This window comes from Pradoshia sp. Z6_59, from assembly GCF_058267515.1.
Genome location: NZ_JBZCPP010000010.1, coordinates 160,082 through 167,319, shown reverse-complemented (window position 1 = coordinate 167,319; position 7,238 = coordinate 160,082). Strand labels below are relative to the sequence as shown.

At 39.7% G+C, this 7,238-nt stretch carries 6 protein-coding genes; all 6 read left to right on the top strand.

The features are described 5' to 3' along the window. Positions 1-247: His/Gly/Thr/Pro-type tRNA ligase C-terminal domain-containing protein (locus AC4D4B_RS12470; protein WP_491000044.1), on the top strand; the 247-nt coding region annotated here is incomplete at its 5' end. Positions 248-498: 251 nt separating this feature from the next. Next, the gene (locus AC4D4B_RS12465) at positions 499-4,818 is read left to right on the top strand and encodes a PolC-type DNA polymerase III (protein WP_491000045.1); all 4,320 of its coding nucleotides are present in this window, start codon (positions 499-501) and stop codon (positions 4,816-4,818) included. Positions 4,819-4,972: 154 nt separating this feature from the next. Further along, on the top strand, positions 4,973-5,446 hold the full coding sequence (rimP, locus tag AC4D4B_RS12460) for a ribosome maturation factor RimP (protein ID WP_490995853.1): 474 nt from the start codon (positions 4,973-4,975) through the stop codon (positions 5,444-5,446). A gap of 32 nt (positions 5,447-5,478) precedes the next feature. Continuing rightward, positions 5,479-6,615 (top strand): transcription termination factor NusA, encoded by a 1,137-nt coding sequence (gene nusA, locus AC4D4B_RS12455; protein ID WP_490995852.1) that lies wholly within the window; start codon positions 5,479-5,481, stop codon positions 6,613-6,615. Then, positions 6,599-6,922, top strand: a complete 324-nt coding sequence (gene rnpM / locus AC4D4B_RS12450) for an RNase P modulator RnpM (RefSeq protein ID WP_302621333.1) — start codon at positions 6,599-6,601, stop codon at positions 6,920-6,922. The genes nusA and rnpM overlap by 17 nt, the downstream gene beginning before the upstream one ends. Continuing rightward, positions 6,919-7,221, top strand: coding sequence for a YlxQ family RNA-binding protein (locus tag AC4D4B_RS12445; RefSeq protein WP_491000043.1), 303 nt, complete (start codon positions 6,919-6,921; stop codon positions 7,219-7,221). Before rnpM ends, AC4D4B_RS12445 begins: the two co-directional genes overlap by 4 nt. Positions 7,222-7,238 lie beyond the last annotated feature (17 nt).

Below are 7,238 nucleotides of genomic sequence, written 5' to 3'. Positions count from 1 at the left end.
TCAACGGAATCTTGGTGAGAAATTATATGACGAGCTTATGCAAGCTGGATATGATGTATTAATGGATGATCGTAATGAACGTGCTGGTGTAAAATTTGCTGATTCTGATTTAATTGGTCTTCCTGTTCGAGTAACAGTTGGTAAAAAAGCTGCTGATGGAATCGTAGAAGTTAAAGTGAGACGGACAGGCGAAAGTTTTGAAGTACCTGTTGCTGAACTTGCTGATCGATTAAAAGAAATCCTGTAAATGATAAAAGTACAAGCTCTCCCTTTTGCAATGGGGAGAGCTTGTTTTTTACGTGACAAATTTTCCTGACAAGCTGTTTGAAATTTTGTTAATGCTTTTTACTTCCTTTTTACAGTCTTTAAAAGGTATGGCCTAAAGGTGTTTTCTGAATTGATAAAAGCATTAATCTTTGCAAGAAGGGATTTGAATAAAAAAGAGTTGTGTTATAATTACAAGACGGAAAAGGAGAATGACGTTTGGGAGAGATAGAAATGGAAGAGAATTCTCGTATTAAACAAGATAAATTCAGAACGTTGCTCCAGCAACTTCAGCTGACGGAAGATGCGGTTGTTGTGCATTTTTCCAATGCGGAAATCGATAAAGTAGTCATTGAAAAAGTTGCCCGCAAGTGGCATTTCTTTTTCAGATTTGAACATATAATTCCTTGCAGTATTTGGACCAGATTCACGACACAATTAATGCAGGTCTTTTCTCCAATCGCGACTGTCGGGTATTCGATTGAGGTCAGGAATCCAATCATCACGAATGAACTGATTATGGATTACTGGAAAAACTGTATTAGCGAAATTGATGGAATTTCTCCGGCGATCCTCGGGTTATTGCATGGACAAGCTCCAAAAGTAGAAGGAAATAAGCTGATTGTAACTGCTCGTAACGATGCAGAGGCTGGCCAGCTTAAACGGAAATATACCGGCTTAATTTCGGAAGTTTATCAGCGTTTTGGTTTTCCGCCATTGCAGCTTGATGCCATTGTGGATAAGGATGCATACAGTGAGGCAATGGAGACATTCAAAAAGCAAAAGCAAATAGAGGATGAAGAAAAAGCTCTGCAGGCAGTTCAGGATATGAAGAGGGCTGCGGAGGCTAAAGATGATGGCGGAGTACCTGAAGGCCCATTGGTGATTGGGTACAAAATCAAGCCAGATGCTGACTTTAAGACACTCGATGAGATTGTTGAAGAAGAACGCCGAATTGCGGTTGAAGGATATGTCTTTGATGCTGAAACAAGAGAGTTAAAGAGCGGACGTACCTTATTAACCTTTAAAATTACGGATTATACAAATAGCATTCTTGTTAAAATGTTTTCACGCGACAGAGAAGATGCAAGCCAATTAGCACGTGTGAAAAAAGGTATGTGGGTACGTGTACAGGGAAGTGTACAAAATGATACATTCGTCCGTGACTTAGTAATGATTGCAAATGATATTAATGAGATAGCAGGTAAAAATCGTAAGGATACAGCCCCTGAAGATGAAAAGCGTGTTGAATTACATTTGCATACACCAATGAGCCAAATGGACGCTGTTACACCTGTCTCTACATTAGTGTCCCAGGCAGCTAAGTGGGGGCATAAAGCGATTGCTATAACAGATCATGCGGTCGCACAGTCATTCCCTGAGGCTTACGCTGCCGGAAAGAAAAATAATATTAAAATCTTATATGGTGTAGAAGTAAATTTAGTGGATGATGGTGTGCCGATTGCTTACAATACGGCAGATTTAAATTTGGAAGAAAGCACATATGTTGTATTTGACGTGGAAACAACAGGACTTTCTGCCATATATGACACCATTATCGAGCTTGCGGCAGTTAAGATGAAGAATGGTGAGATTATAGATCGCTTTGAGTCTTTTGCTAATCCACATCATAAATTATCATCGACCACTATTAATTTAACAGGGATTACCGATGACCTTGTAGAGAATGCTCCTGAAGTCGATGAAGTTTTGACGAAGTTCAGGGATTGGTCTGAGGATGCAATTTTTGTTGCACATAACGCGAGCTTTGATATGGGCTTCTTGAATATGGGTTATAAAAAGCTTGGGTTTGGTAAAGCTACCAACCCGGTCATAGATACATTGGAGCTGGCTCGTTTCCTCTATCCGGATATGAAAAATCATCGCCTGAACAATTTGGCGAAAAAATTTGATGTTGAGCTTGTTCAGCATCACCGTGCGATTTATGATGCTGAAACAACTGGTCATCTGTTAATGAAAATGTTAAAGGATGCCGATGAAAAAGGTATTAAGAATCATAATCAATTAAATGACAATATGGGAAAAGGAAAGGCATTCCAGAGAGCGCGTCCATATCATTGTACCTTGCTCGCGCAAACACAGGAAGGCTTAAAGAATTTATTTAAGCTTGTTTCCATTGCTCATATTGATTATTTTTACCGTGTCCCAAGGATTCCAAGATCCGTCCTAATGCAATATCGTGAAGGGATTTTGGTTGGTTCCGGCTGTGATCGCGGCGAAGTATTTGAAAATATGATGCAAAAATCATTTGAAGAGGCAGAGGATGTCGCTGAATTCTATGATTATCTTGAAGTGCATCCAAAAGAAGTTTACGCTCCTCTCATTGAAATGGAACTGGTTCAAAGCGATAAGGCTCTTGAATCGATAATCGCCAATATTGTAAAGCTGGGAGAGAAATTAAACAAACCAGTCGTGGCGACAGGCAATGTTCATTACCTGAATCCGAATGATAAAATCTATCGAAAAATATTGATCAACTCACAGGGGGGAGCAAACCCTCTGAATCGCCACAGCTTACCCGATGTACATTTCCGTACAACAGATGAGATGATGAATTGCTTCTCGTTCCTTGGGCAAGAAAAAGCAAAAGAAATTGTTGTAACAAACACAAATAAAATTGCCGATTTAATTGATGAAATCAAACCGATTAAAGATGATTTATATACACCAAAAATAGAGGGTGCCGAAGAGGATATCCGGGAAATGAGCTATACAAGAGCACGGATGATTTACGGTGAAAATTTGCCGGAGATTGTGGAAGCTCGTCTTGAAAAAGAACTGAAGAGTATCATTGGACATGGATTTGCGGTTATTTATTTAATTTCGCATAAGTTAGTTAAGAAGTCACTTGATGATGGATACTTGGTTGGGTCCCGTGGTTCCGTCGGTTCGTCCTTTGTGGCAACGATGACTGAAATAACGGAAGTAAATCCATTACCTCCTCATTATGTATGTCCTAAGTGCAAGAAATCTGAGTTCTTTAATGATGGATCTGTCGGATCAGGTTTTGACCTCCCTGATAAGGATTGTCCGGACTGTGCAGTAAGCTATGTGAAAGACGGACATGATATTCCGTTTGAAACATTCCTTGGCTTCAAGGGGGACAAAGTTCCAGATATCGACTTAAACTTCTCAGGTGAATATCAGCCGCAGGCTCATAATTACACAAAAGTTCTGTTTGGTGAAGATTATGTATATCGAGCAGGAACGATTGGTACGGTAGCTGAAAAAACGGCATATGGATATGTTAGAGGATATGCTCAGGAAAACAATCTTCATTTCCGTTCAGCAGAAACAGATCGTTTAGTAAGCGGATGTACCGGTGTTAAGCGTACAACCGGACAGCATCCGGGCGGAATTATTGTAGTTCCTGATTATATGGATATTTATGATTTCTCGCCTATCCAGTTCCCGGCTGATGCGAGTGACTCTGAATGGAAAACGACTCACTTCGACTTCCATTCCATCCATGATAATATTTTGAAGCTTGATATTCTGGGTCATGATGATCCAACCGTAATCCGGATGCTGCAGGATTTAAGCGGAATTGACCCAAAAACGATTCCTACAGATGATCCTGAAGTGATGAAGATTTTCAGTACACCGGAAGTGCTTGGTGTTACTGCAGAACAAATCAATTGTAAAACAGGCACACTGGGTGTACCGGAATTTGGTACTCGTTTTGTAAGGCAAATGCTTGAGGATACTAAGCCAAACACTTTCGCAGAGCTTGTTCAAATATCCGGACTCTCACATGGTACGGATGTGTGGCTTGGAAATGCTCAGGAATTGATTCAGGATAATATCTGTAATCTAAGCCAGGTAATTGGCTGCCGTGATGATATTATGGTGTATTTAATTTATCAGGGCCTAGATCCATCACTTGCCTTCAAAATTATGGAGTCTGTCCGTAAGGGGAAAGGACTCTCCGAGGATATGGAAGAAGAAATGCTAAAGAACAATGTACCTGGATGGTATATTGGCTCATGTAAAAAGATTAAATATATGTTCCCGAAAGCCCATGCGGCAGCATATGTATTAATGGCTGTCCGAATTGCTTATTTTAAAGTGCATCATGCACTCTTGTATTATGCAGCTTATTTTACGGTTCGTGCAGATGATTTTGATCTTGATGCGATGGTGAAAGGATCAGAAATGATTCGTTCCCGCATTGATGAAATCAATCAAAAGGGTCTTGAAGCCTCTACTAAAGAGAAAAACTTGATGACCGTTCTCGAAATAGCGCTTGAAATGTGTGAGCGTGGATACAGCTTCCAAAAAGTTGATTTATATCGATCCAGTGCAAATGAATTTATTATTGATGGAAATACTTTAATTCCACCGTTCAATGCAATCCCAGGACTTGGAACGAATGCAGCTTTCAATATTGTAAAAGCTAGAGAAAACGGCGAATTTTTATCTAAAGAAGATTTGCAGCAAAGAGGTAAAGTTTCCAAAACTATATTAGAATACTTGGATAATCACGGTTGCTTGGGCGATATGCCTGATCAAAACCAACTTTCTTTATTCTGATACAGAATCGCTTGTTTGCAAAAACCAACTCTTTATGTTATATTCAAGTAAGAATTACTGCTGATACGTATGTGCTAAAGAGTGGGGAAACCCACTCTTTCGTTTGTATTAGGATGATATTCAGTCGTTTACATAGACGTAAAGGAGTGAAAGCATGAGCAAGAAAGTCACTGAGATTGTCGAGGAAATGGCTGCCCCGATCCTCGAAGAATTAAACCTCGAGCTCGTTGAAGTAGAGTATGTAAAAGAGGGCAGAAACTGGTTTCTTAGAGTGTATATCGATAAGGAAAACGGTGTGGACATTGAAGAATGCGGTATTGTTTCTGAAAGATTGAGCGAAAAGCTCGATGAAAAAGATCCAATTTCCAATAATTATTTCCTGGAGGTTTCTTCTCCGGGTGCTGAACGCCCATTAAAAAAAGATAGCGATTTTATGAAGGCAGTCGGTAAAAATGTACATATTAAAACATATGAACCGATTGATAACGAAAAAGAGTTTGAAGGTATCTTAAAAGATTTTAATGGTGACACCGTTATAATCGAAATTAAAATTAAAACACGTAAAAAGGAAATAACTATTCCTTATGATAAGATTGCCAAGGCAAGATTAGCGATAAGTTTTTCATAAGGGTTTAAGATTGTAAGGAGGGGATTAGTAAAATGAGTAATGAATTACTCGATGCACTGACCATTTTAGAAAAGGAAAAAGGAATTTCAAGGGATGTGCTCGTTGAGGCGATTGAAGCCGCTCTTGTATCAGCCTATAAGAGAAATTTTAACCAGGCTCAAAATGTCCGTGTGGATTTTAATTTGGTGAATGGATCCATGCGTGTATTTGCTCGTAAAGAAATTGTTGATGAAGTTTTTGATTCCCGCCTTGAGATCTCTTTGGAAGAAGCAAAAAGCATCAATCCAAACTATGAAGTAGAAGATGTTCTAGAGCTTGAAGTTACGCCAAAAAACTTTGGTCGTATCGCAGCTCAAACAGCTAAGCAAGTTGTAACTCAACGGGTTCGTGAAGCTGAAAGAGGCATCGTATACAATGAGTTTATTGACCGTGAAGAAGACATTATGACTGGTATTGTCCAACGCCGTGATTCTAAATATATATATGTAGCTCTCGGTAAAACAGAAGCATTGCTGCCAGCTAGTGAGCAGATGCCGAATGAATCCTACCAACCGCATGAACGTTACAAAGTATACTTAACTAAAGTGGAAAAAACCTCAAAAGGTCCACAAATTTTCGTTTCACGTACGCATCCAGGCCTTTTAAAGAGATTATTTGAGCTTGAAGTGCCTGAGATTTTTGACGGCACAGTTGAAATTAAATCTGTTGCCCGTGAAGCAGGAGACCGCTCTAAAATATCAGTTCATACCGATAATCATGAGGTGGATCCGGTAGGTGCTTGTGTAGGTCCTAAAGGCCAACGTGTTCAAGCGATTGTTAACGAACTAAAAGGTGAAAAAATTGATATCGTAAAATGGTCAGATGACCCTGTTGTTTTCGTAGCTAATGCTTTAAGTCCTTCAAAAGTACTTGAAGTCATTGTGAATGAAGAAGAGAAAGCAACAACAGTTATTGTACCTGACTATCAACTTTCCCTGGCAATTGGTAAACGTGGGCAAAATGCTCGCCTTGCTGCAAAGCTTACTGGGTGGAAGATAGATATTAAGAGTGAAACAGATGCGCGTGAAGCGGGAATCTATCCTGTTAATCGCCTGACTGAAGAAAGTGATGAAGACGAGCTCGAATTTAAAGGTTTTACATTCGGACTTGATGATGAAACAGAAGAATGATCCTATTGGTGAGGTGAAAATGGTGAACAACCGAAAGAAAGTACCGCTGAGAAAATGTATCGGCACCGGTGAAATGAAACCAAAAAAAGAAATGATCCGGATTGTTCGCTCCAAGGAAGGAGAGGTTTCTATAGATCCGACCGGCAAGAAATCTGGCCGCGGGGCCTATTTAAGCCTATCTGAGGAAGCCATTAACGCTGCCAAAAAGAAGAATAGCCTATCTAATCATCTGGAGGCAGATGTAGATTCTTCTATATACGAAGAACTTTTAAAGCTGGCTGCTAAGGAGAACAAGTCACGACCATGATGCAAAAACAATGGATGTCCCTATTGGGACTCGCATATCGAGCGAGAAAAGTTATTTCCGGGGAAGAATTGGTTATAAAAGAAATACGCTCTCGTCGAGCGAAAATAGTTTTATTATCAAATGATGCTTCTTTAAATACGGAAAAGAAAATCACCGACAAATGTCATTTTTACAAAGTACCGATATGCCGAGTTGAAAACCGAACCGTGCTTGGTCAAGCAATAGGCAAGGATTCAAGAGTGGTAGTCGCTGTACTGGATGATGGATTTGCAAAGAAATTAATCTCCTTGCTCGATTAACTAATTCGGGGGTGAAG

Excerpts from the sequence above, each read along its gene's own strand:
- AC4D4B_RS12465 (WP_491000045.1), top strand. The coding sequence starts at position 499 with ATGGAAGAGAATTCTCGTATTAAACAAGATAAATTCAGAACGTTGCTC.
- rimP (WP_490995853.1), top strand. The coding sequence starts at position 4,973 with ATGAGCAAGAAAGTCACTGAGATTGTCGAGGAAATGGCTGCCCCGATC.
- nusA (WP_490995852.1), top strand. The coding sequence starts at position 5,479 with ATGAGTAATGAATTACTCGATGCACTGACCATTTTAGAAAAGGAAAAA.
- rnpM (WP_302621333.1), top strand. The coding sequence starts at position 6,599 with ATGAAACAGAAGAATGATCCTATTGGTGAGGTGAAAATGGTGAACAAC.
- AC4D4B_RS12445 (WP_491000043.1), top strand. The coding sequence starts at position 6,919 with ATGATGCAAAAACAATGGATGTCCCTATTGGGACTCGCATATCGAGCG.